This is a genomic window from Siminovitchia terrae, assembly GCF_003605405.2.
Lineage (GTDB): Bacteria > Bacillota > Bacilli > Bacillales > Bacillaceae_C > Siminovitchia > Siminovitchia terrae.
Window position 1 is genome coordinate 42,106 of sequence record NZ_QYTW02000028.1, and the last position, 20,435, is coordinate 62,540.

The following is a 20,435-nucleotide window of genomic DNA, read 5'->3' on the forward strand; positions in this document are numbered from 1 at the left end:
AGGTGGTCTCTTTTTGTTTTATATTTTGAAAATTTAGTATTGACAATAAATTTATCCCTGTATATAATGAAGGCGAAATCATCAAGTTCAGGCTGACTTTTTAAATAGGCCATTTTCGTATAACCCCGCTGTTTGGTGTGGGGGTTTCTACAGGGAACCGTAAACCTTGGCTACGAAAAGGCGCTTTCTTAATTTTGAAGGCTCCTTTTTGTAGCTTTTTTTATTTCCGGCTTCGGGTGTCAACCTTACTCGGTTCCTTCAGTAACTCCCCACATTACGACTTCATGTAACGTAAAGTAGCTCTATACAAAAATATATGGAGGTTGATCTCTTGAAAACGATCAAATTCAAGGTTAATGGCCAGGATGTCTCTGTAACCTGTCCGCCCAGCCAGCCGCTCCTTGACGTTCTGCGCAATGAATTGCAATTAACCGGAAGTAAGGAATGCTGCGGTAAAGGAGAGTGCGGTTCATGTACTGTGCTGGTCAATGATGTTGCCATCTGCTCTTGTCTTATGTTGATAGGACAAATTGAAAATGATAGCGTTGTCACGATTGAAGGAATCGGACAGACAGCAATCATGGATCCTATTCAACAGGCTTTCTGCGACGAGGGAGCTACCCAATGCGGTTACTGCACACCAGGGTTCATCGTCATGGCCAGATCGTTTTTAGACAGTATCGATCATGTACCGACCGCGGACGAAGTTATGAAGGCATTAAGCGGAAACCTTTGCCGGTGCACAGGGTATACAAAAATCATCAAAGCTGTACAGGCAGCGGCTAAAAAACAGTTATTTCAGGAGATTTCCAATTGAATTTTAAAACCGCAGGTCTACTGTTGGCAGCCGGGCTATCCAGCCGTATGGGGAAATTAAAAGCATTGCTTCCATGGGAAGGAATGCCTTTGATCCAATACCAGATTGAACAAATGAAACAGGCAGGTATTGATGAAATAATCGTAGTCCTTGGTTACAAGGCAGAATATCTGCAAAAAATAATTTCGACTTTTGAGATTAAAGCAGTAATAAATAAAAATTATGAATACGGAAAGAGTTCATCCATCCGAAAGGGGATTTCCAGCCTTCATAAAGAGGTGGATGGGATTTTTATCTCTGCAGTTGACCAGCCTGTACCTTCAGCCATTTTGAAAAAAATGAAGGCCCATCTGGAAGAAAACGAGGCAGCAGTTGTGATTCCGACATATGAAATGAAGAGGGGCCACCCTATTTTGTTACATGCATCTACCAAGAATGATCTGCTGTTGGTAAATGAAGAGACATTGGGACTCAGAAGCGTAATTCGCAAGTACCAACAACAAATTGCTTACTTGGAGGTCAATGACCCATCCATTCTTTTAAACTTCAATAAACAGGAAGACTACGATAAAAGCGATAGGGAGGCTTCAAATGAAAATTTCCGAGATTGATATGGTCACTCCGAAATCAGTAGAAGAATGCCTTTATTTTTTGAGTGATCAGGAAAAAGAGGTCCGACTGATAGCTGGCGGAACGGATGCTGTCGTGCGGATGAAAGACGGCATTGGCAGGCCTGAGACCTGGATCAGCATAAAGGGGATGGATTCACTTAGATATATTCGGGAAGAAAGCGATGGGATCCATATTGGGCCTTTGACGACACATACTGATATGATCCATTCACAGCTTTTATGGAAAAAAGCCGACGTACTGGCATCTGCTTCAAACGAAGTCGGCGCTATCCAGATTCAGAATATGGGGACAATCGGAGGTAATCTGGGGACAGCATCGCCGGCAGGTGATACGATTCCTCCTCTATTTGTACTCGATGCCCGAATCGAACTAAGCTCCATTAAGGGAAAGAGGATCGTTCCCATAACGGAATTTTTCAATGGACCCGGCCATACGATACAGAAGCCAAACGAGATGATCACTGATATCAATATCCGTCCTCAAGAGGAAAATGAAATGGGCACCTTTGAAAAGCTTGGCCCTAGAAAAGCGCAGTCCATTTCAATTGTCAATGTGGCCATGTCATTAAAAATGGGAGAAGGTCAGCGCGAGTGTCTCGAAGGGAGGATCGCTTTCGGTTCAGTAGGGCCTACAGTCATCCGAGCATCTAAATGTGAAAGAATGCTCACTCTCAGCTCTCTTACTGATGATACGATCAAAGATGTAGCTGATATTGCATGGAAGGAAGTCATGCCGATCACGGACGGAAGAGCAACGGCGAAATACAGAAGAAGCATGGCGAGCGCTCTATTAGCTCGGGGACTATACCGGCTAATGAAAAGGTGGGATGAAAAGTGAGACGACAAATAAAGGGGCTGAAAAAGTCGGGTACTGATGAAATGTTAAAATGGGTCGGAAAACCAGTCAATAGAATTGATGGTCCTGAAAAAGTAACTGGAGAGCAAAAATATATGACAGATTATCATTATCCTGACATGACGTTCGGAAAAGTCCTCCGTTCCAAATATCCATTTGCCAAAATAAAATCTATCGATACATCAAATGCTAAGGCACACCCTGAGGTAATCTGTGTTTTAACGCATGAGGATGTCCCTGGATTTAATGGATTTGGAATCGTCACACCCGATCAGCCTGTGTTATGTGAAGATATTGTCAGATGCACTGGAGATGCAATTGCTCTTGTTGCCGCGGAAACTCTTGAAGCTGCTGAAGAAGCGCTGGGCCTGATTGAGGTGGATTATGAGCCATTAGAAGCCGTGACTGACCCTGAAAACGCCATGGTTCAGGGGGCGCCGCAGCTGCACCCGGAAGGAAATATTCATAGCCATGTCGTCATAAAAAGCGGTGACATCGACAAAGGATTTGAAGAGGCTGACTTCATCTTTGAAAATACATTTTATTCCCCGAGGCAAATGCATGCCTTCCTGGAAACCGAAGGTGGATGGGGAAAGGTTGATGAAAATGGCTCTCTGACCATTCAATGCCCTAGCCAATATGGCCATCGCGATAAGCTTCAAATCGCACGAGCCCTAGCGTTGAACCCACAGCGCATTCATGTCCATTCCAGCCCGAATGGCGGGGGCTTCGGCGGAAAAGACGAAATTACCGTCCAAATCTATCTAGCATTGTTGGCTTTAAATACGAATGGAAGGCCGGTGAAGCTTCATCTGTCACGAGAAGAATCAGTAGTTGCCGGCATTAAACGCCACCCATTTAAAGTTACAGTGAAAACGGGGGCGAAAAAAGATGGAACCATCGTAGCCCACAAAGTCCGTGCAGTGGCTGATACCGGGGCTTACGCTTCATTGGGAGGGGCAGTGGTCGCATTGGCCATTGAACATGCAGCAGGTCCTTATAAAATAGAGAATGTCGACATGGAAGGCTTTTGTGTTTATACAAATAATGGTATCTCTGGTGCATTTCGCGGATTCGGTGTCAACCAGGTGTGCGTTGGAATTGAGACACATATTGATATGCTGGCGGAAAAAATAGGGCTGGATCCGATTGAAATTAGAATGAAAAATGCTTATCGTCAAGGCGATGTCTCTAGTCTGGGCCATGTTGTAAAATCAAGTGTCGGTACCATGGAGACCCTTGAAAGGGCGCAAGCAAGCGATCTTTGGGCAAATCGCGATCTTTATAAAGTGCAGGCAACGGAGCCTTGGAAAAAGCGCGGAGTGGCTCTTGCAACTTCGTTTCATGCTGTTGGAATGGGTCTCCGGACTCCGGATTATGGAGCATCCTCCATTGAACTATTGGAAGATGGGAGATTCAAAGTCGGTTTAGCCATTGAAGAAATCGGTACGGGAAACGGGACAGTGTATGCACAGGTGGCAGCCGAGTGCTTAAAGTGCGATATCGATCATATTGTGGTCATACAAGGAGATACGAAAGAAACTTTGGACAGCGGAACGATTTCGGCTTCAAGGTCAACGTATACTGGTGGCCGAGCCATCGCGACAGCCGCAATCAATATGGTCAGCTTGCTTTCTGAAACAGCGGCAGAAATATTGGGAGCATCGGTGGATCAAATTGTTGTTTCGCAGAATAAGCTGACTGCATCCTCAAGTGAAAGCCGTTCTGTTTCCTATAAAGAAATGTATCAGGCGCTGAAGGAAAAAAATCAATCCACCCGTGTTGAAGGGCATTTTTATTTTCCTCGTGAAAAAAAAGAATTGAAAAATTCCGGTGGAGCACCCCATCATTTATATGGCTATATGACCCATGTTGTAATGGTTGAAGTAGACACTTTAACGGGAGAAACGGACGTTTTGAAAGTAGTCGCCATTCCTGATGTGGGAAAGGTGTTGAATCCACAGGGACTGGAGGGACAGACGGAGGGGGGAGCCATTATGGGGATCGGCTACACTTTGTATGAAGATGTCATCATGAAAAATGGTTATCATCAAACGAGAAATCTCACAGATTACATCATCCCGACAATCAGGGAAACTCCGGTGATTGAAACAATTCCGGTTGAATCAATGGAAGCATCCGGACCATTTGGCGCAAAGGGGGTTGCCGAGGTTGTGATGATTCCGATCATTCCAGCGATTTTGAATGCCATCTATGATGCAGTAGGTGTCAGAATAAAGAAGCTTCCAGCCAAACCGGAGCAGATTTTCCAAGCAATTCAGGAGTCAAAGTCACATGAACTTATTTCGGGTGATGCATATTGATGAGCAAACAAATGTATGCGAAGCTTTTGAAGTCTATTAAGGACGGTCAAAAAGACATCGCTCTTGTTACCATTACGAAGCATTTTGACGAATCGTTGATTGGCTCAAAGATTCTATTTCAGGAAAACGGAGTCCTCCTTGCCGATCCGGGGCTGTCAAAAGGGTTCCAAGCTGTAATTCTTGAAAAAGTTTTGCCATTTTTTGAAAAAGGTGTTACAAAAGCTGTGCAGTTTGAATACGGGGATTGCCAATTTGAATGCTATATGGAAGTGTTTCCGGTACCGCCGCGTCTAATTGTGGCGGGAGCAGGTCATGTATCTGAGCCAGTGGTGAAAATCGGCAAAATGACAGGCTTCCATGTAACGGTCATAGATGATCGTCCTGATTTTGCAAACAAAGAGCGGTTTCCCACAGCAGACGAAGTTGTCTGTGCACCGTATGTCGAATTCTTTAAGGCGCTCCATGTCAGCCCAGGTACATTTATTGTATTGCTTACAAGAGGGCATAAATTTGATGTTGTCAGCCTGCAGGAACTATTAAGAAGGGAGGAGGCCATTCCTAAGGAAGATCGGACGGCCTATATCGGAATGATTGGAAGTAAGCGCCGGATTGCTGGAGTTTTCGAGCAATTGAAAAATGAATTTTCTGATCATAGTTTTACGAATATTTATTCTCCTGTAGGACTTGATATCGGAGGACAGACACCTGCTGAAATTGCTGTCAGCATCATGGCTGAAGTTTTAAAAGTGAAAAACGGAAAAAGCGGAAATTCATTAAAGGAGAAAATTTCGAGCTATTCGCAATTGAAGTTTAGGGAGAGAGTGAAAAATGAGCACTCTTGAATTTTTCGAAAAGGTTATGTCTATACGAGAAAGAGGCAGCTGTGCAGCTGTCGCGACGGTCATTCGAACTAAGGGATCCACGCCAAGAGAAACTGGTGCGAAGATGCTTATTTATCCGGACGGTCAAATATTCGGAACGATCGGGGGCGGCTGCGGTGAAGGTGAAGTGATTGAAAAAGCTTTAATCGTTATGGATAGAGGAATCCCGCTGCACCATCAAGTTGATTTGACAGAAGGTTTAATGTATGAGGACGGCGGCATTTGTGGAGGAATTATGGATGTGTTTATTGAGCCGGTGACATAAGCAAGCCCCTGCGAACGGTTTTTTCCGGGAGCAGGGGCTTTGCTGGTAGACTTGTCCTCTGTACAATTGATTTAACTTCATTCAGCAGAAGTCTCCCACTTCTGTAAGTGGTGAGATGAATGCATATTGGTATTCCATTCAGTGGGGGTTCAACCCCCGGCTGAATAAAGTTAAAGCCTCCGGCGGATGCCACAGATTTTATCGAGCAGAGCTCGATAAAATCTGGGCGCAAATACGCCAAGTCGCATTTGATAGCCCTGAGCAACTTGGAACGGTCACATAGAAGGGCTTTATACGCTTAAAAATACCAGTTATTACGGTTGGAATAGGAGTTCATTCACTCTCTATAACGGTTTATTCAGCAGGGGCACTCCTTTTTCCTAGTTCATTTTCATAGATGAACAGGGCATTTTGATCATTACCAATACGTTTCAGATATTCGATATGAGTTTCAAAGGAAGCTTCTTCTTCGACCTGCTCGTCCAAGAACCATCTTAGGAACGAAATCGTTGCATGTTCTTTATGCTCCCATGCCAAATCTGTCAAATCGTAAATATTTTTTGTTACTTCTTTTTCTTGCAGCAAAGCTTTTTCAAAAGTATCAAAAATGGAAGTATAGTCGGTTTCAGGTTCAGCCAAAGCGGAAAACTTCACATGCACCCCACGGTCATTTAAATACTTATATATCTTCATGCCATGAGCGCGTTCCTCTTCTGCCTGCTGAAGATAGAAATGGGCGAACCCAAGATAATTGTTATGCTCGGAGTATGCAGCCATCGCCATATAGCTATGTGCTGAATAAAATTCGTTGTTCATTTGTTTGTTTAATGCTTCCGCTAATTTCTCGTTGAACATGTCTATCCCTCCATCAGTTAGTATACAGACATCGTAACCGAAAAAACTTTAATAGTCACGAAAAATGGGCTGGACTGATTACCTTAGGTATCTTCTCTTAAAATATCCAATTTTCCCATCGGTCGACTCTTGTTTACCTTTCACTTAGCACGCTACTGGAAGAGATTTGAGTTCATTTACAAATCAGACAATTATAGCGTTAAAAAAAGATGGCTGTTACTTAAATATTTTTAGCTTGGCCCTGGTAAGACAAAGGAGGCGAGTCTAATAGAGATAAAAGGTCATCAATTATCAGGCTGAAAAATTATATGTAGAAGTGTCAGCAAGCGAATCTCTTATTCCCTAGTTAATAATTCGAGCTTTTGAGCAATATAAATTAGAACCATGGTACTTATTCCTTCCCACATTCCTCCGAAAAAGAAGCCAATAATTCCCCCAATCGCTATGTACAATGCAAGATATTTATCTACCAAATGATCACACCCTCCTATTATTTATTACCCATCACCAATCAGAAATTCCATCATATAAATACTTATATTACTAGATATTCAATGTATTAGGAAAAAAACAGAGAATATTTTCGTACTATGGATCAAGAAGTATCGATTTTGAAATCCTGATTATGATTTGCAGCAGTGGGGTTCAGATACAATGTCATTATAACTCTGACAGAATATACGTTCTGTTTTTCTTGTGCACAATAGTGTTATTGACTATACTTAAACCACTAAAATACATTGGAGGGTAAAGATCATGTTGGCTGATACCTTAAGACCTTCAGTTGCACTGGTTGAGTACACCGAAGAACACGATGAACAATTAACCAATTACCACCTGTCAGAAGAACAGCTTCAATTTACCAGTATGCCTTTGGATAAAATAAATGATCCTACTGTTTCTAACAGTGCTAAACATGTATTAATCCTTGCTAGTACTGTTCCCGTAGGTTACTTTGCATTAGAAGATGGTGAAAGACTTTTAAGGTATAGCAATAATTCTAGTGCTCGTTTGTTGACAGCTTTCTCAATTGATTCAAGAAATCAAGGAAAGGGATTAGCAAAGATAGGACTTCAGCTTTTACCAGAATTCGTTAGAAATAATCTTCCTGGAACTAACGAAATTGTCCTTGGTGTCAATAAGAGAAACGCACCTGCTTATAATCTTTATTTAAAAACAGGATTTAAAGACGAAAACGAGTTTTATGAAGGGACAAGAGGTCCTCAACATATTTTGCATTTGAGAATCTAATGTTAAGAATCGACATAGCTAAGGATCAAATGCGCCTTGGCGTATTTGCGCCCAGATTTTATCGAGCTCCACTCGATAAATTTCTTTGAAAATCTGTGGCATCCGCCGGAGGCTTTAACTTTATTCAGCCGAGGTTTGAACCCCCACTGAATGGAATACCAATACACATTCATCTCATCACTTACTGAAGTGGGAGATTTCTGCTGAATGAAGTTAAAGATTTCAATTGCAAAATAATTTTTACTTCCTAGATTCCATGGACTTATGAGAGTTCATGGAATTTTTATATTCATAGACTCTCATCATTTTCATATAAATGAATAAACATGTAAAAAATAAAGGATGAAAATGATGCTAAAACTTGCAGCTAAATTCTTTGTAACTGTCACTGCTCTATTTTGTCTAGTTTCCGCCATTGCTTTTTCAAGTGTAAAAATCAGTTTGCTGTCATTTATTTCCAGCGACCCTACAAGAACAGATTCCTTACTATACGTCATGTCTATGGAAAACCAGGCTTTAAAGAGCATTCTACCAGAAGGATATGAGAGATCGTTTGGGAGAGATGCATTGGAGTTGTTCACGAATATTAATCTAAGAAACATGAAATCTTTCTTGATTAGTGAGATACCTGGGTTGAATGCGGCCACTCCCAAAATCATAGTAGCAGGAAAAGGAACAGATTTTACAAACTTACCTATTGAATCCCCGCCACCTGCTAATTTTGATGTCTATGAAGGAGAGGAGTATACAGAAGAAAAGCCGGCCGAGGTGCCACAAACAAAGGATCAAGCCGTTTTTATCTATTCGACACATTCTACAGAATCCTATTTGCCAATGCTGCCAGGGGTGACTGATCCGAATCTTGCGTGGCATAAAGAAAAAAATGTGACTCTATTAGGAAAAAGGCTTGGGGAGAAGCTTGAGGAAAAAGGTATCAAAACGTTGGTGAATAATAAAGATATTCAAGGAATTCTTAAAAAAAGAGGGATCGGTTATGAACAATCTTATGTGGCATCAAGAGAGGTAGTAGTGGAAGCAATGAAACAAAACAAACAGATCCAATATTTTATTGATATCCACCGCGACTCCCTAAGGAAAGGAAAAACCACTACTACGATTAATGGTAAAAAGTACGCCAAGTGCTTGTTTGTTGTCGGTGAAGCTCATCCGAATTATGAAAAAAACTCTGAATTTGCGACGAATCTCCATCACGCCATTCAAAATAAATACCCGAGTCTTTCTCGAGGAGTATTTGGGAAATCGAAGGCAGGTGGCAATAATGGCATTTACAATCAGGATTTGGCTGAAAACTCAATATTAATTGAGATTGGCGGAGTGGATAACACAAAAGAAGAATTGGATAGGACAGTCGACGCACTTGCTGATGTAATCAGTGAATATTACTGGGGTGAAACAACGGAGGTAAATAAATGATAAGAGGACTTCTTCAAAGCAATCCCATCAAAGTACAGGCATTCCACATTAATCTTTAATCTAAAAAAGAGCCTGTTACAGGCCCGGGTTTAATGAATATCTCGTCTATAAAGACCCACGACTTTTCCGAGGATGGATACGTTTTGTACGATAATCGGCTCCATATTTGAGTTCTCCGGCTGGAGTCGAAAATATCCATTCTCTTTATAAAATCTTTTGACAGTTGCTTCATTCTCTTCCGTCATTGCTACAACGATATCTCCGTTGTTCGCTGTTTTTTGTTGTCTGACAATCACGTAATCTCCGTCGTGAATCCCGGCTTCGATCATACTTTCACCGACTATTTCAAGAATGAAAACCTGCTCATCGGAGGGGATCAACTGTTCAGGAAACGGGAAGTACTCCTCGATATTCTCTACAGCAGAGATAGGTACTCCGGCAGTAACCTTTCCAACAAGAGGAAGATTGACTGTGTTTTTGACTGCGATAGCTGTTTCTTCTTGATCAAGTATTTCTATCGCTCTTGGCTTGGTCGGGTCCCTTCTGATTAGACCTTTGCTTTCCAGCCTTTCCAAATGTCCATGTACAGTGGAGCTGGAAGCCAAACCTACGGCTTTCCCGATTTCACGTACAGATGGAGGGTAACCCTTTTTTTTCACTTCGTCCTTAATGAAGGTTAAAATATCTTCCTGCCTTTTCGAAAGCTTGGACATTGTTTCACACCCTTTAATCTCTATTATGAATTATCCATATTATAGCATGCTGTTTCTGTTAATACAAACGTAAGTTCGAATTTGCATTTGACACAAACCTATGTTCTGGTTATAATATTTTTACATAAACACGAACAAACATTCGGGAGGATGATATTTATGTTGGCAATCTTAAGGAATCATTCTTTTATAGTTATTTTCTTTATACTTTCAACTTTAATGGGCTTATTATTCATATTTAACTTAACGGAAGAGGAACAGTCCCCGGAGAATATGATGGGAAACAAACAAGATATTTTTTTGGAACAGACTCAGAACAGTCATGGGTTGATCGTAGAAGGCGACCAAGTGTTAGAATAGAGAAGAAAACGCCATTGGAGTGGTTTGAGTGAATGTCATCATTTATTGCAGGGTAAGCACTGAAAAACAAACGCAAGAAACCTCATTAGCCAGACAGGAAGAAGAGCTGGTTGCTGCCGCTGAAAAATGGGGCTTCCAGATAAAGGCGATCATCCAAGATCAATCCAGCGGCTATGACTTGGACAGGCCGGGATTGATGGAAATGCTTGATCAGATATCCGTTGGGAACATTGATGCTGTTCTTATTCAGGATGAAACGAGGCTTGGACGGGGAAATGCTAAAATAGCACTCATACATTTTTTATTCAAAGAGGATGTCAAATTATATACGCTTGCCCATGACGGTGAACTCCAAATATCCGAAACGGATTCAATGCTCCTTAATATAATAGGGATGATAGAAGAATATCAACGTAAACTGCATAACATTAAAATCCGGCGCGGAATGAAAAGAGCCGTGGCGAAAGGTTATCGTCCTGAGCAAAATTTAAAAAGACGCGGAAATGCAAACGGAAGAGAGCGTAAAGAAATCCCCGTGGAAGAGATCATTCGCCTGAGGAAAAACAACTTGACCTTTGAAGAGATCGCATCAGTCATCAGAGGCTTTGGTTATGATGTTTCAAAGGCTACCGTGCATAGAAGGTACCAGGAATATATGGATAGAAAAGCGAATAAAAACGATGTTTAACACTCCCTTATTGTTTTCAAACTGTTTTTTTAGTAGTATTGACTTGCGACAAAATGAAAACAAAGGAGTTTTTTTATGGTTTCAAAAGAAAAACTCGATAGGATCAATCAACTCGCAAAAAAAGCAAAAAGCACCGGTTTGACAAAAGAGGAAGCAAAAGAACAGTCGAAACTCAGAGGTGAATATCTACAGTCTTTCCGTGCTAAAATGAGAGAGACGATTGAAAATGTCCGAGTGTTCGATCCGAACGGAGATGAAGTGACACCTTTAAAGGTGCGAAAAATCCAAGAGAATAAGAAGTTACATTAGTCTTCGTAAGAAGAAGCGGGCGTCATTTAAGTTCTTTTCTGGAATAATGACTATCCAGAATGTATAGTATCTCGATAAAGCTGGCTTAAGAAGAACTTCGAAGTTGGAGGTTGAAGTCTCATCATCTGATTTGTGTGCCAACCATTCAACTTGAGTGTCGAAGAACAGGCGCCGCGCGTTTTTTTAACTTCATTCAGCAGAAGCCTCCCACTTTTGTAAGTGGTGAGATGAATGGATATTGGTATTCCATTTAGTGGGGGGTCAAACCCCGGCTAAATAAAGTTAAAGCCTCCGGCGGATGCCACAGATTTTCAAAGGAAATTTATCGAGTGGAGCTTGATAAAATCTGGGCGCAAATACGCCAAGGCGCATTTGATAAAAAGTTGTTTAATTTTATCAACCTCATTATGATAAGAATGATGAACATTTGGGAAGGGAAGAATAAGATGGCAAATCAACATTTAAAAGAACTCGATGCGCTTTCGATCAATACGATCAGAACGTTGTCGATAGATGCTATTGAAAAAGCAAATTCCGGGCATCCTGGCTTGCCAATGGGGGCAGCTGCCATGGCATATGCATTATGGACAAACCATATGGAGCATAATCCGAAAAATCCAGAGTGGTTCAACCGCGACCGTTTTATCTTATCAGCTGGTCATGGCTCCATGCTTTTATACAGCTTGCTTCATTTATCAGGCTACGACGTTACAATGGAAGATATTAAAAACTTCCGCCAATGGGGAAGCAGGACGCCGGGACATCCAGAATACGGCTATACTCCGGGTGTTGAGGCTACAACAGGACCGTTGGGACAAGGTGTCGGTATGGCTGTAGGAATGGCTATGGCAGAACGCCATTTGGCTGCAACATACAATACAGACGATTTCAACATCATTGATCATTATACATATGCATTATGCGGTGACGGAGACTTGATGGAAGGTATAGCTTCTGAAGCAGCGTCTCTTGCTGGCCATTTAAAACTCGGAAAATTGATCATGTTGTATGATTCCAATGATATTACACTTGATGGAGATCTTTCTCAATCGTTCTCCGAAAATGTGGGAGGACGCTTTGAAGCATACGGTTGGCAATATATCCGCGTAGAGGATGGAAATGATGTCGAAGAAATCGGAAAAGCGATAGAAGAAGCGAAAGCAGATCAATCGCGCCCAACTCTTATTGAAGTGAAGACAGTCATTGGATATGGCTCTCCAAATAAATCCGGAAAATCCGATGCGCATGGCAGCCCGCTAGGTGAAGCGGAAATGAAATTGGTAAAGGAATATTACAAGTGGACATACGAAGAAGACTTTCATGTACCTGAGGAAGTCTATGAACATTTTGAAAAAACAACGATCAGCCGGGGTGCAAACAAAGAGGCTGAATGGAACGAACTATTCAATGAATATAAAAAGTCTCATCCAGAGCTGGCCGAGCAGCTGGAGAACGCGGTAGAAGGCAAGCTTCCAGAGGGTTGGGATAAAGATATTCCTGTTTATGAAGAAGGAACAAGTTTTGCGACAAGGGCTTCAGGCAGTGAAATCATGAACAGCATTGCCAAGAATCTTCCTTCTTTATTCGGCGGTGCTGCAGACCTTGCCAGCTCAAACAAAACGATGATTAAAGGCGAGCAGGACTTCAGTGCGGAAAATTACGCTGGAAAAAATATTTGGTTTGGTGTCCGTGAATTTGGAATGGGCGCTGCTTTGAATGGAATGGCTCTTCATGGAGGATTAAAAGTATTCGGCGGAACATTCTTCGTCTTTTCCGATTATCTTCGTCCAGCTATCCGCCTTGCAGCATTGATGGAAGTACCTGTCACATACGTATTTACACATGACAGTATTGCTGTTGGAGAAGATGGACCGACGCATGAACCGATCGAACAGGTGGCTTCTTTAAGAGCAATGCCGGGCGTTTCAGTTATGAGGCCGGCTGATGCAAACGAGACTGCAGCAGCATGGAAACTGGCGATTGAAAGTGACAAACAGCCGACCGCTTTGATCTTAACAAGGCAGAATCTGCCGACGCTTTCCAAGTCATCAGAATTGGCGAAATCCGGGGTGGAAAAGGGTGCTTATGTCATTTCCCCGGCGAAAAAAGATCAGGCTGATGTGCTACTCCTTGCAACTGGTTCAGAAGTGAGCCTCGCGATTGAATCACAAAAAGCACTAAACGCGCAAGGCATTGATGCAGCAGTTATCAGTATGCCGTCATGGGATCGATTTGAAAAACAATCAAAAGAATATAAACAATCCGTTCTTCCTTCCTCAGTGAAAAAACGCTTGGCGATTGAAATGGGAGCTTCACTTGGCTGGAAAAGATACACTGGAGATGAAGGGGATGTATTGGCGATCGACCGCTTTGGAGCTTCGGCACCTGGCGGCAAGGTAATAGAAGAGTATGGATTTACTCCAGCAAATGTGGTGGAAAAAGTAAAAGCACTCTTGAAATAATGATGTAGAAAGAGGGGGATTTCCCCTCTTTTAAACATGTAAGAAAGAAAAAAATTGGCTATGTCCAGCTCCAGTGTCCATTTGACAAGCAGGTTTCGAGCCTTCTCCTGATAAGTCAAACATCGGCTTTGATGGTAGATATTGCGCTTTTCTTACTTTTTGTTTGCCTAATGATATAAAAATACTCATAATGGAACTATCAATCGTTGCAGCTTTCAGAAAGAGCAGAAAAAAAGCTGGTCATTACAGTAATTGACAAACTTTTCTTTTTTCTTTCACTATAATAAGGGAAAACTGGCAATGGAGTGAAGTTCCTATGAGAACATACTTTATTTATTTGATAAAAGCTGAATTCGCTGACTATTTTTATGGACGTGAAAGCCGATTTTTTCAATTATTTGCCGGCAGTCATTCCGCCAATGGAAATCTTCAGGAAATCATACACAAGCAAATAGATTATATTACTGAACCTTTGCCATATTTGGATTTACATAAATTGTTCTCTCAAGCTGTGCAGAACCAGCAAATTTATATAAAAGGAAAGGTATATTGCATGGGGCGCGGAAAAGATAAGGGTGGAGCGGAATTAGCCATTGAGGAAGATTGGCTGCAGTTGAACGCATGGGGCAGCTTTGAATCCGAAACAATCTTTTTTGAAGCGCTTAGAAAATTCCGTGGACATTTTTTTGCTGTTGATATAGAAAATGAAAGATATGGCTGGGTAAAACCGGTTAAAGAAAGAAAATACATATGAAATCGTGTCACAAGTATTGTATAATATTCGGGGATTCAGTAAACTGAAGTGAGACAACATGAAGGAGGAGTTTTTGGATGGTTTGGTGGCAATTGATTTTAACGGGTGCGATCGCTCTATTAGCTGGAGTGGCGCTTGGATTCTTCATCGCCCGTAAATATATGATGGATTACCTAAAGAAAAACCCGCCAATTAATGAACAAATGTTACGTATGATGATGATGCAAATGGGAATGAAACCTTCGCAAAAGAAAATCAACCAAATGATGGGTATGATGAAGAAAAACATGGACAGCAAGTAAGCGTTGGTATAACAACATTTATGGGAGGTTTCATCAAGCTTCAAGGGTTGATGGATTACATTAATTAGATTGATTTGTGAATCTTTCTCCATGATATTATGCAATTATATGGTGAATCTTTCTTTTTTCCGAAAAAGACCACTTAATTCGTTGGAAAATAAACCAATGAAGGGGTGGTCTTTTTGTGTTGCTTGAAGATGTGGTCAAAGAGTACGAATACGATTGTTTAGCAAAAGGATTCACAGAAAAAACGTTGATAAATAAACGGCAGGAACTTAAACAACTACTAAAATTTTTAGACGAAAAACGTGCCGTACATCGTTTAGAAGGTGTATCCTTCCATGACTTAAAGGCATATGCAAGGTTTAAACAACAGTCAGGATTGCAGCCACAAAGTATTGTTGCAATGTTAAAGGTAATTCGTGCCTTCTTTAATTGGTGTGTAAGGGAGGAATATCTTAAAGAAAATATTGCTCGTAAAGTTGATCTTCCTAAACAACCAAAGAAAGTATTAAAAGGATTTACCACCAAAGAAGTTGATAAGATGATCAATTCCTTTAGTTACAAAACGTATTTTGAAGCACGTAATAAAGCAATGGTTGCTATGCTTTCAGATTGTGGCTTGAGAGCAAAAGAATTGCGAGAATTGGAGGACAAAAATGTTAAGGAAACAACTATACTTGTCAACGGTAAAGGCAACAAAGAAAGGTATATCTTTATTTCACCCGCATTGAAAAAGATTTTAATTCGCTTTGAACGGATTAAAAAAGAATATTTTAATGGCAAATATTTTAACCCAAACTATTATTTCTTGTCTTACAAAGGTGATTTACTTTCGCATGTTGGTTTAGATAAGGTCATTAAAGAAGCGGGTAGACGCGCAGGGATAGAGGATAAGAGGATTAGCCCACACAGTTTTAGGCATTTCTTTGCGGTTCAATCAATTTTGAATGGGATTGATATTTTTACATTATCAAAATTACTGGGACACAGTGAAATTAGTACCACACAACGGTATTTACAGTCATTAGAGGATTTTGAATTAATTAAGAAAGCAATGCCATCAAGCCCGCTTATGAATCTACACAAAAAATAAAAAATAATCAATCAGGAGGGACAAGCCATGCAAACTATGCAAACAAACCAGTACGAACAAAAAGTAATGGACTGGATCAAGGATAAATTTGACATGGATTCCATTGTCATTGAGGATTTCAACGTTATGCCTTATGGCAAAAGAATTATGGACATGCACGGTCAAGAAATGGCTGTATTTTTCGATTACTGGACTGATCAAGTCAAACACATCTTACCCCAAGAATGTAGCTACTAATCAAATTTAAATAATCAGGAGGAATTACAATGCCAACAATCACAAAAAACAAATATACTGTCCAATCTGAGGTTAGCTTAATAATTACAACTGAGGTTTACGCCCAGAATGAAGAAGAAGCACATACAACGGCTCAAATGGAGTTAGACGATATGTTAGCAATTGAGAAAGTTCATATGTTAATGGAGCATGTTGAAGGCAAAGTAATCAAGCCTAAAGTGAATGATTTTTGGATTAAAGTTTCAGAAGTACACGAGGGATAACCGAGTGATTTAATGTCACATAGTGGAAGGAGGTTATTCTATTTGGGATCATTAATCTTTAGCTTAATATTTTTACCTTTGTCATTGTTGGGCTTGCTGGCCATCAATTTATGGCTATATGGGATAGATGGCATTAAAAAAGAGTTTATCAGTATTCGCCGTACCGAAACTCAGTTCACATTAACCATACCCAATACAATTGAATATGGCATACCCTACCTTTATATTATCGGAAAAAATTAGATAATTCAAGGATTATTAAGTATTGTCTTTTTTAGGTATGGTATCCAGTGTGGGATGCCGATTAAACACACTTTAATAAACATCGTCAGGATTGACCCTCCAACGCAATAAAAGGGGATAGGCAACAAGCGACATTACCCTGTTTATGTCCGTTGCTAAAAATGGTACGACCGACCATAACGGTTCGGCGGAAAGTTTGAGGTAGATATACCTGCAAGACAAGTCACATTTTCCTGTCATGGGCAAACTTTTGACAGTAGGCTTGTTTGGATTAATAGTCCACGACTAAATAGGGGCTAAACAATACGGACTTCATAACCCGATATACTGGAATGTCAACACTAAACTGAACAATTATTTTAAGGAACATAGACCTGTTTAAGGTATTGAATATCTGAAGCTTTAATGAAAGATAGTGCGTGCAGTTTGTTACTTGACTTGGAGCCTCTGCAGGCAGGATGTGGTTAAATATGTTGAAACTAATACCAACTATCTATATGTTACGTCCACTGTAAATGGCATAACATCAGGATTTATCAATCACTGTTATACTCGTTGCTAATAAAAATACGATTTTATGATTTTATATAGATCCCATTACTATTATCATATACATTAAGGCTATCGAGATTTTCGATAGCCTTAAAAATTATCTTATTTTTTTGATTTAAGGGCGAATAGTGCGTATATACATAGGTATACTCCTAAAGCTAGCCCCAATGCACTCGTATAGTTGACTACTTGCGAACGTACACCATTCACGATATTACTGATAAAAAAAGCAAGCATCGATACTGACAAGATTAACATTCCCCATATAATTAGCTTAGTACTCCTTGAATTTTTTGAATCCTTGTCATTACTCATTTGTACCAATACGCTTTCCCCGGAATTCTATTAAAAGCTTTTACTGCTTTATCGTAAGTATAAACATAGTTTATCAGCGAATAAATTGTACCAATACCAGGTATTTTACCCCCGAATTTCTTTATTGCTTTCTTCACAACGGCTGGAGTAAGTTTTTTTTGACTTAAAAACCATACTATGGACTCTATCGTTCCAATTGGTCCTATTGATAAAAGAGCGTCTTGTTGAATGGAAACAAGACTATCTACTTGCTTTGCATAATTATCAAAATACTTGTTAGGTATCTTAATTTTCTTTTCGCTCCTTGTGAATCTTGCATATCCTACTTTTTTCTTATAATCTTTTTTATAGCTCATTTTTACCCATGAGTTTTTCCAAAATCCCGATAGAGACCGTGCTGCTAACATCTCACTGTTGTTGCTAGTTGGTTCGTTATTTTCAATATAGTCTCTAAAGTAATCTGTATCTGTGCCTGAATCATTTTGAGTGATTTCTAATTGATCTCCATCAGCAACTATTTTAGTAGTTATAGTATCTACCAAAATTCTATTCTCACCATTAATTTCATATACCTCTGTTTCAATAATATCGCTTGATATAAGCTCAACGTATTCATAGATTTTATCATCTACTTCTATTTGAGTGACCATTTTATCGTCACTATCTTCAATCACTTTAGTATTAGAATTATCGAAAATCTGCTCCTCGTTATTATTTGCATTAGATGTAATTGGTGTTAAAGAAAATGTCAACTAAACTACCGAAATTAAAATGAAAAATGACTTTTTGAACATAGAATGACCCCTTTTTGTTTAATTATGTTAATATTAAGAAAAACAAAAAATATTTTCTTTCATGTACCCCCTCCTTTTTCCATATAATAACATTTTTTTGAATATTCTTGCAATAAAATCATTTGGCTAAAATATAGGAAAGATGATAATTAAGTTTAATGATTTTAGATCGTGGTAATTATTTATTTTATATTAAAAACAAGATTAGTATAATGTGAAATGAGTATAAAATAACAGTTGACATAGGATAAGCCTATAAATCAATCTAAACTGGATCATAATTTATAAAGTTGAAAAATTATATTTGTAATATGCGTCTGAATTGTGAATTAAATGCAATTTATTGGTAAAAAAATATTGGGTGGATACAAAACCCTAAGAGCTATATAGTGAGCGGTATAAAAAAGATTGTAATAAGTAACTGTTAGGAAAAAATGCGAGAAAACAAGGCTTTTGCGATACTATATTAATAGTGGGGAGGAAATGCCGATATTTTCGAAAAAAAGTGTCAAAAACAATACTCTAAATCTGTACAGGATAATGATTTAAATAGAAGAAAATTTGATGTAAATGCCCAATTTGAATTGATTGGAAAAGAATGGAAGGTATTACAGGATGATTTAACAAAAGTTTGAATCATGATATTGACTTGTGAGAGGGTTGTTTGATATAGGAAGATTAACCATATTTTTTTACCTTTTTGATAATTAAGGTGGACAATTAGATATTAATAAGGTAAATTCTTCATAAGCGAATTAAGCGGTCAAAAAATCAATCTAATCCCTTGTGTATGAACGTTATTGATACAAATGGGAATGAAACCTTCGCAAAAGAAAATCAACCAAATGATGGGCATGATGAAGAAAAACATGGATACCAAGTAAGCTGTATCAAGGGTTTGAGTGGGAAAATGAGTAGTATTTGCAGGGGGATTTTCTCTACATTTTGTTGCAGAGTGAATTTCTCATACTACTTTGTCTTATTTCTGCTTTATCTTTCATCTAACTAATCCGAAACCACTTTTTCTATTGGAAACTAAACCAAAGAAAGGTGGTTTTTTGTATTATTCGAGGAAGAATTGGAAGAGTACATGTACCACTGCCAAGTCAGAGGATTTAAACTAGACTCTCAATTGATTTTACACTCTTTTTTAGATTAAAATGGAAGAAAAACGAGCGGGGAAACGAATGTACTTTTTAGTTGGATTAGGTGTTGCCTTCTTATCTATTTTTGTTACGGTATGGTATTTCTCATTGAAGTATCAAAACATCGAATGGATTGAGACGAACGCCAAAATTATTAAAAGTGAAGTTTCGCATCGGACAGCAGGCCATGATGTTGCGTATGCAAGAGGGGAGTCACGTCGAAGAATTACATTAACGGTGCAATTTTCGTCATTACAAAAAGGAGAAATCACCGTCACAAACAAGGTTTGGACATATACGAAGAATCGCTCCTACTTTGAAGAAGGAAAATGGGTGACCATTCAATATAATAAAAAGAAACCGCAGCAGTTTAAACTCAAATATCAAATATAAGGGATGGGTTCTAGCAGGCCTTCATCATTAAATCTTCCATTGCCCCCTGGAATTCTTACGTGTAGCAGAAAAATGAAGTTAAGTTCTAATGACGGGATCAGTTATGTTGAACAAACTCGAAAAAAACCGGCTAACCCTGTGTCAGCCGGTTTTTCTATGTTAATTAGCGGTTTGCTGCAAATCATGAGAAACGATGTTGTCATATTGATTTAATAATAAATCCAGTTCTTCGCTGTATTGAAGTGCTAATCTTGATGTGAGGCTTGTGCTTTTTGTAACTTCAAATAATTCTTCCCGCTTTTTCTCGATTTCCTCACGCAAATAGTCTTTCACCTGAAACTCTTCCTTTCCTAAAAAAACTTGCACCTATATATTTAAATTAAATGTTTGTCTTTTTTATTATAGCAAATATATATCCAACTTTTCTACCATTATTCTGAAAATATGACCTCCTTTTTTCGACTAATTCTGAATATTTTATGTAAAAACTTGAC

26 protein-coding genes, 1 pseudogene and 1 riboswitch are annotated in these 20,435 nt (G+C 39.4%); of the genes and pseudogenes, 21 read left to right on the plus strand and 6 right to left on the minus strand.

All coding sequences use genetic code 11. The annotated features are described in order from the left end of the window. Nucleotides 1–95 precede the first annotated feature (95 nt). A riboswitch (purine riboswitch) is annotated at nt 96–193 on the plus strand. A gap of 138 nt (nt 194–331) precedes the next feature. The 7 genes from D5F11_RS20795 (at nt 332) to D5F11_RS26855 (ending at nt 6,058) form a co-directional block, all read left to right on the plus strand. Continuing rightward, nucleotides 332–817, plus strand: a complete 486-nt coding sequence (locus tag D5F11_RS20795; RefSeq protein WP_120118769.1) for a (2Fe-2S)-binding protein — start codon at nt 332–334, stop codon at nt 815–817. Beyond that, complete coding sequence (locus D5F11_RS20800) at nt 814–1,428, plus strand: nucleotidyltransferase family protein (protein WP_120118768.1); 615 nt, start codon at nt 814–816, stop codon at nt 1,426–1,428. Before D5F11_RS20795 ends, D5F11_RS20800 begins: the two co-directional genes overlap by 4 nt. Continuing rightward, on the plus strand, nt 1,409–2,287 hold the full coding sequence (locus D5F11_RS20805) for an FAD binding domain-containing protein (RefSeq protein WP_120118767.1): 879 nt from the start codon (nt 1,409–1,411) through the stop codon (nt 2,285–2,287). Before D5F11_RS20800 ends, D5F11_RS20805 begins: the two co-directional genes overlap by 20 nt. Further along, nucleotides 2,284–4,629, plus strand: coding sequence for a xanthine dehydrogenase family protein molybdopterin-binding subunit (locus tag D5F11_RS20810; RefSeq protein ID WP_245998280.1), 2,346 nt, complete (start codon nt 2,284–2,286; stop codon nt 4,627–4,629). The genes D5F11_RS20805 and D5F11_RS20810 overlap by 4 nt, the downstream gene beginning before the upstream one ends. Beyond that, a complete protein-coding gene (locus D5F11_RS20815; protein WP_120118766.1) occupies nt 4,629–5,471 on the plus strand; it encodes an XdhC family protein in 843 nt (280 codons plus the stop codon). Before D5F11_RS20810 ends, D5F11_RS20815 begins: the two co-directional genes overlap by 1 nt. Then, nucleotides 5,458–5,775: an XdhC family protein gene (locus D5F11_RS20820; protein WP_120118765.1), complete on the plus strand. Its 318-nt coding sequence runs from the start codon at nt 5,458–5,460 to the stop codon at nt 5,773–5,775. The genes D5F11_RS20815 and D5F11_RS20820 overlap by 14 nt, the downstream gene beginning before the upstream one ends. Before the next feature lie 115 nt (nt 5,776–5,890). Further along, entirely contained in the window at nt 5,891–6,058 is a 168-nt protein-coding gene (locus D5F11_RS26855; protein WP_185830826.1) for a hypothetical protein, read from the plus strand. Nucleotides 6,059–6,129: 71 nt separating this feature from the next. On the opposite strand, the gene D5F11_RS20825 is transcribed toward D5F11_RS26855, so the two are convergent. Together D5F11_RS20825 and D5F11_RS26860 are read right to left on the minus strand one after the other, a co-directional pair. Then, nucleotides 6,130–6,630 (minus strand): ferritin, encoded by a 501-nt coding sequence (locus tag D5F11_RS20825; protein ID WP_120118764.1) that lies wholly within the window; start codon nt 6,628–6,630, stop codon nt 6,130–6,132. A gap of 335 nt (nt 6,631–6,965) precedes the next feature. Next, a complete protein-coding gene (locus D5F11_RS26860; protein ID WP_185830827.1) occupies nt 6,966–7,103 on the minus strand; it encodes a hypothetical protein in 138 nt (45 codons plus the stop codon). A gap of 283 nt (nt 7,104–7,386) precedes the next feature. On the opposite strand from D5F11_RS26860, the gene D5F11_RS20830 reads away from it, so the two are divergent. Further along, complete coding sequence (locus D5F11_RS20830) at nt 7,387–7,881, plus strand: GNAT family N-acetyltransferase (RefSeq protein ID WP_120118763.1); 495 nt, start codon at nt 7,387–7,389, stop codon at nt 7,879–7,881. 2 nt (nt 7,882–7,883) lie between these two features. On the opposite strand, the gene D5F11_RS26865 is transcribed toward D5F11_RS20830, so the two are convergent. Beyond that, on the minus strand, nt 7,884–8,054 hold the full coding sequence (locus D5F11_RS26865) for a hypothetical protein (RefSeq protein WP_185830828.1): 171 nt from the start codon (nt 8,052–8,054) through the stop codon (nt 7,884–7,886). Between the two features lie 178 nt (nt 8,055–8,232). On the opposite strand from D5F11_RS26865, the gene spoIIP reads away from it, so the two are divergent. Beyond that, nucleotides 8,233–9,315, plus strand: a complete 1,083-nt coding sequence (spoIIP, locus tag D5F11_RS20835; RefSeq protein WP_185830829.1) for a stage II sporulation protein P — start codon at nt 8,233–8,235, stop codon at nt 9,313–9,315. A gap of 89 nt (nt 9,316–9,404) precedes the next feature. Here spoIIP and lexA read toward each other — a convergent pair whose 3' ends face one another. After that, nucleotides 9,405–10,028 carry a transcriptional repressor LexA gene (gene lexA, locus D5F11_RS20840; RefSeq protein ID WP_120118761.1) on the minus strand — a complete coding sequence of 208 codons (624 nt, stop codon included), beginning with the start codon at nt 10,026–10,028 and terminating at the stop codon, nt 9,405–9,407. A 159-nt stretch (nt 10,029–10,187) separates the two neighbouring features. Here lexA and D5F11_RS20845 point away from each other — a divergent pair, with 159 nt between their 5' ends. The 10 genes from D5F11_RS20845 (at nt 10,188) to D5F11_RS20890 (ending at nt 16,742) form a co-directional block, all read left to right on the plus strand. Then, the gene (locus D5F11_RS20845; RefSeq protein ID WP_120118760.1) at nt 10,188–10,388 is read left to right on the plus strand and encodes a hypothetical protein; all 201 of its coding nucleotides are present in this window, start codon (nt 10,188–10,190) and stop codon (nt 10,386–10,388) included. A 28-nt stretch (nt 10,389–10,416) separates the two neighbouring features. Then, nucleotides 10,417–11,076: a YneB family resolvase-like protein gene (locus D5F11_RS20850; RefSeq protein WP_120118759.1), complete on the plus strand. Its 660-nt coding sequence runs from the start codon at nt 10,417–10,419 to the stop codon at nt 11,074–11,076. Nucleotides 11,077–11,151: 75 nt separating this feature from the next. Then, on the plus strand, nt 11,152–11,385 hold the full coding sequence (locus D5F11_RS20855; protein ID WP_120118758.1) for a DUF896 domain-containing protein: 234 nt from the start codon (nt 11,152–11,154) through the stop codon (nt 11,383–11,385). A 446-nt stretch (nt 11,386–11,831) separates the two neighbouring features. Further along, the gene (gene tkt, locus D5F11_RS20860) at nt 11,832–13,847 is read left to right on the plus strand and encodes a transketolase (protein WP_120118793.1); all 2,016 of its coding nucleotides are present in this window, start codon (nt 11,832–11,834) and stop codon (nt 13,845–13,847) included. 316 nt (nt 13,848–14,163) lie between these two features. Beyond that, complete coding sequence (gene sirA, locus D5F11_RS20865; RefSeq protein ID WP_120118757.1) at nt 14,164–14,601, plus strand: sporulation inhibitor of replication protein SirA; 438 nt, start codon at nt 14,164–14,166, stop codon at nt 14,599–14,601. Between the two features lie 77 nt (nt 14,602–14,678). Next, nucleotides 14,679–14,903 carry a YneF family protein gene (locus D5F11_RS20870; protein ID WP_120118756.1) on the plus strand — a complete coding sequence of 75 codons (225 nt, stop codon included), beginning with the start codon at nt 14,679–14,681 and terminating at the stop codon, nt 14,901–14,903. Between the two features lie 184 nt (nt 14,904–15,087). Then, nucleotides 15,088–15,999 carry a tyrosine-type recombinase/integrase gene (locus D5F11_RS20875; protein ID WP_120118755.1) on the plus strand — a complete coding sequence of 304 codons (912 nt, stop codon included), beginning with the start codon at nt 15,088–15,090 and terminating at the stop codon, nt 15,997–15,999. A 27-nt stretch (nt 16,000–16,026) separates the two neighbouring features. After that, nucleotides 16,027–16,236, plus strand: a complete 210-nt coding sequence (locus tag D5F11_RS20880; protein ID WP_245998281.1) for a hypothetical protein — start codon at nt 16,027–16,029, stop codon at nt 16,234–16,236. Between the two features lie 29 nt (nt 16,237–16,265). After that, on the plus strand, nt 16,266–16,499 hold the full coding sequence (locus D5F11_RS20885) for a hypothetical protein (protein WP_120118754.1): 234 nt from the start codon (nt 16,266–16,268) through the stop codon (nt 16,497–16,499). 42 nt (nt 16,500–16,541) lie between these two features. Next, entirely contained in the window at nt 16,542–16,742 is a 201-nt protein-coding gene (locus D5F11_RS20890; protein WP_120118753.1) for a hypothetical protein, read from the plus strand. 863 nt (nt 16,743–17,605) lie between these two features. On the opposite strand, the gene D5F11_RS20895 is transcribed toward D5F11_RS20890, so the two are convergent. Further along, nucleotides 17,606–18,361, minus strand: a complete 756-nt coding sequence (locus D5F11_RS20895) for a hypothetical protein (RefSeq protein ID WP_120118751.1) — start codon at nt 18,359–18,361, stop codon at nt 17,606–17,608. Between the two features lie 839 nt (nt 18,362–19,200). Here D5F11_RS20895 and D5F11_RS20900 point away from each other — a divergent pair. Beyond that, a pseudogene (locus tag D5F11_RS20900) lies at nt 19,201–19,287 on the plus strand (YneF family protein); the annotation flags it as partial. A gap of 303 nt (nt 19,288–19,590) precedes the next feature. Further along, a complete protein-coding gene (locus tag D5F11_RS20905) occupies nt 19,591–19,941 on the plus strand; it encodes a DUF3592 domain-containing protein (RefSeq protein ID WP_221768461.1) in 351 nt (116 codons plus the stop codon). Nucleotides 19,942–20,100: 159 nt separating this feature from the next. Here the strand turns inward: D5F11_RS20905 and D5F11_RS20910 are convergent, their stop codons facing one another. After that, on the minus strand, nt 20,101–20,274 hold the full coding sequence (locus D5F11_RS20910) for a Spo0E family sporulation regulatory protein-aspartic acid phosphatase (RefSeq protein ID WP_120118749.1): 174 nt from the start codon (nt 20,272–20,274) through the stop codon (nt 20,101–20,103). Nucleotides 20,275–20,435: the final 161 nt, after the last annotated feature.